Genomic DNA, 2059 nt, shown 5'->3' on the forward strand with positions numbered 1-2059 from the left:
ACCAAGCAGGATAACCCTCTGCTTGGTCTCGTTTGACGTCTCGGTGTTCATTCTCTTCACCGATGTTTGTTTTTAAGGGCTTTTGAGACAGCCCCAAGCTCTTTTTTAACTTGTTTGTTCATCAAAAACATAATTAAGAAAAGAAGTATATCTAATTCCTTTCTTCAAAATCTTTCATTTTCTCTATTTTAATTCTGTCTTCTTCTTCCGGCATATGGCCCAGATATTTACTTTCCCAATATTCTAATCTTTCTGAAGGACCGAAAGTAGACTCTCCCCACTTTGTGTAATCATACACTACGCTTAGTTTCCCCTCAGATGTGAGCTTCATTGTCATTGAAAACCAAGGATCTTGTCCATCGTCTAAAAAGAGATTTTTCAAATCATTTGTTACTTCAAACAATTTAGTCTCTAATTGATCATAATCATCTGAATTAACATTGTATCTACCGGGAATTTCAAGAGAATAAATATATTCACTTTCATTTTCGGGTTTAAAGAAAAAGAAAACTCCTCCCTCTCCATTTTCTACTTCTCCATTAAAGTAAAAGTCCTCCCATTGCACTGGTATCATTCGATCTATGATTTCTGCAATTGTTCTATATAGCTCATTCATCTTTTTTTCCATGGACTATCCTCCGTCTTTATTCATATCTGCGTATTTATAGTCAGTTGAGCCACCAGAACTTATACGGTCAGTTCCCGTCATTGTTTCTATAGTAACAAGAAAGCTTCCCTTTCTGAAATTTGGTTTTGCCCCGGGAAAAATTCCATAGGTTTGGTTAGATCCTGTTCCTGTATTGTATTTAATATCATCAATCACTATATCTTGAACATATTTACTAATAAAGGGGTTTTGCTTTTTGTCTGTTAAAGATTCTGGAACGTAATTTCTTGTGTCAATTTCATCTTTTACAGTTGTATCTGTTAATTTCAATGGAAAGGCTCCCTCTCCAGAACCAAAAGTATTTGTTGTAACAGTTCCATACTTGCTACTGGTTGCCTTCCAAATTTCAGTATCCGTTTGAGTCCAAACCGTCTTGGGTCGAGGCTGTGCATGTCCTTTCAGTTTAACTTTAATCGTTTGCTTTCCTTTGGCGAGTCCAGGAGGCCTTACTTCAATATCTTCAGACGGATAACCTAGTCTAAAGTTGGCAAAGACTTTATCTGATGTGAATCCAAAAAAAGCAGTCAGTAATATTACTACTAACGTTAAAGAAATCAGTTTATTTTTCATCTAACAGTTCTACTCCTGCTCAACCTTATTTTTGTTTTCGAATAACAGAATATGATCTATCATCCATATTAAACTGTGCAAATTCATCATCATCAAGACTCATATAATCAAAAACCCACAGCTTCACACCATTTTTATACTTGGAAAAAAATTGAGCAGTCTCCAAATTAGGTAGTACTTCATAACCATACTTTTTGTTTAATCCATTCGTAATAGTTGAACCGCCACCCGTATCATCGATCAAACCATTCATATAATCCCCAACGTTAAAGCCTTGTCTTTTGGGGTATATTGTAATCTCTTTGAAAATTGGTAGTACACCGGTATTTTTATCTAACTTTTGTTCATACTCCGTCACAAATATCGAGGAATAGATGCTTTTCTTTTTCTTTGGTTCAGAAACGTTGACTGCAATCAACCTATGAAATATGAGACTTCCCGTGCCATTACGGAACGTTTTGCGTTTTCCTGAAATATCTGAGATAGATGTGTTCCCTGTCGTCAAACTAGATACCAATTCAAGATTGGTTTTCTTAGTACCCACCATCCGCAGCTCGTTCAGGTCACCAAAGCTGGTTGCATCTTTTTTCAGTACACCTTCAAGTCTTAACAAAATTGCAGAAGACTCGGCGCGTGTTGTTGTTTTCTCCATACCAAATGAGCCATCGGGGAAGCCGTTCATTAAGTTTGTTCCCATCGCAATCGCAAGGTAAGGAAGCTTCGCCTCAGCAATACCTGGTTTAAACGCCTCTTTGACAGGAAGTAACGTTTCTTTCGTTTCAACGAATGCCTTCTTATACTCCTCACTAGATGCCATTAATC

2 protein-coding genes and 1 pseudogene are annotated in these 2059 nt (G+C 36.9%); all 3 read right to left on the reverse strand.

Annotated features, from left to right (window positions below):
• Window positions 1–151 precede the first annotated feature (151 nt).
• On the reverse strand, window positions 152–628 hold the full coding sequence (locus tag DFQ00_RS28550; protein ID WP_110899761.1) for an immunity protein YezG family protein: 477 nt from the start codon (window positions 626–628) through the stop codon (window positions 152–154).
• A gap of 3 nt (window positions 629–631) precedes the next feature.
• Entirely contained in the window at window positions 632–1237 is a 606-nt protein-coding gene (locus tag DFQ00_RS28555) for a hypothetical protein (protein WP_110899762.1), read from the reverse strand.
• A gap of 25 nt (window positions 1238–1262) precedes the next feature.
• Window positions 1263–2059 (reverse strand): annotated as a pseudogene (locus tag DFQ00_RS29380) (S-layer homology domain-containing protein); the annotation flags it as partial.

Source organism: Paenibacillus barcinonensis (assembly GCF_003217495.1).
Lineage (GTDB): Bacteria > Bacillota > Bacilli > Paenibacillales > Paenibacillaceae > Paenibacillus > Paenibacillus barcinonensis.

Bases quoted from the DNA above. Each gene is read 5' to 3' on its own strand.
- DFQ00_RS28550 (WP_110899761.1), bottom strand. From the start codon at position 628: ATGGAAAAAAAGATGAATGAGCTATATAGAACAATTGCAGAAATCATA.
- DFQ00_RS28555 (WP_110899762.1), bottom strand. From the start codon at position 1,237: ATGAAAAATAAACTGATTTCTTTAACGTTAGTAGTAATATTACTGACT.